Source organism: Aneurinibacillus danicus (genome assembly GCF_007991215.1).
Taxonomy (GTDB): domain Bacteria; phylum Bacillota; class Bacilli; order Aneurinibacillales; family Aneurinibacillaceae; genus Aneurinibacillus; species Aneurinibacillus danicus.
Genome location: NZ_BJXX01000273.1, coordinates 1 through 1,285, shown reverse-complemented (window position 1 = coordinate 1,285; position 1,285 = coordinate 1). Strand labels below are relative to the sequence as shown.

General features: G+C 37.5%; 2 protein-coding genes. Both read right to left on the bottom strand.

What is annotated here, in order from left to right; all coding sequences use genetic code 11:
* Positions 1 to 198 precede the first annotated feature (198 nt).
* A complete protein-coding gene (locus tag ADA01nite_RS21690) occupies positions 199 to 960 on the bottom strand; it encodes an SDR family NAD(P)-dependent oxidoreductase (RefSeq protein ID WP_146812500.1) in 762 nt (253 codons plus the stop codon).
* Positions 961 to 1,045: 85 nt separating this feature from the next.
* On the bottom strand, positions 1,046 to 1,285 hold a 240-nt coding region (locus ADA01nite_RS21685), incomplete at its 5' end, for an aldehyde dehydrogenase family protein (protein ID WP_146812499.1).

Below are 1,285 nucleotides of genomic sequence, written 5' to 3'. Positions count from 1 at the left end.
GTGCCAAGCTATATGGAGGCGATTTTTCCTTAATTTTTATACGGTCTTTTTTTATTGTGTAGCAAATTTAAAACAACATTAATCCAAAAATTTAGAATAATATCATAATATAAACTTATTATTCTTGTCTCAATTTTGAGACAGTTTTTCTTATTTTTGAAACAGTGCTGTTCACGACGGATAGACTTCTTATTTTCATTATTTAGCTGTATAAGCTCCATCGACAGGAAGATTAACACCGGATATATATGCGGAATCTTCAGAAGCAAGAAATAGGGCAGCATTTGCTATATCATTAGGCTGTCCCACTCTTCCAAGCGGGATATTATCCGTGAATTTTCTTCTGTTTTCATCTAAATTATCATGCTGATTTCTTTTTAGAAACTGATTCATCATAGGCGTTTCAGTTAGACCGGGGCAAATGCTATTGACACGAATATTCCGATTGCCAAGATGAACGGCTAGTGATCGGACAAGATTAACCACCGCACCTTTACCAGCACTATAAACCGGACTTAAAGGAGAAGCGACCAGGCCAGAAATAGATGCTGTGAAAATAATGGAGCCGCCATTAGGGATTAACGGTAAAGCATATTTAGTTGTAAAAAAGCCACTTTTCACATTCAAGTTCATTGCAAAATCGTAGTCTTTCTCTTCCACTTCATCTAATCCGGAAGGTCCTGGAATACCGATGTGATTCCAGAGAACATCAATACGTTTATATTGCTGATTAATTTTTTCAATTGTATCTTTTATAGCTGATACATCCGATAAATCAGTATGAAAATAGTTTGCTTGTCCGCCATGATCCCGAATTTCTTTTACAACCTGTTCTCCATTCTCACGATTAATGTCCAAAATATTTACTATAGCGCCTTCTTTTGCAAAAAGAATCGCTCCCGCTTTCCCCATACCGGAGGCAGATGCACTAATAACCGCTACTTTGTCCCTCAATTTCATATTACATTACTCCTTTTATTATTAATGTAGTGGCCCAAAAGCAAGATTAAATGATTCCTTACCCATAGTGGTTATACTATTAAATTTATGGTTTTACCGTTATCGTTTTAATCGAAGTAAAGAATTCTATAGCGGCTCTTCCCTGTTCCCTCGATTGAGTACTGGAGGCCTTCAACCCGCCAAACGGTGCCTGAAGCTCAACACCGGTGCTTTCCCCATTAATTCGAATCATACCCGCTTCTATTTCATCCGTGTATTTGAATACCTCATCTAAGCGATTTGTAAAAATTGAGGCGCTCAAGCCATACTTTACGTCATTCGCCAT

Coding starts and splice junctions, on each gene's coding strand:
- ADA01nite_RS21690 (WP_146812500.1), bottom strand. CDS start 960: ATGAAATTGAGGGACAAAGTAGCGGTTATTAGTGCATCTGCCTCCGGT.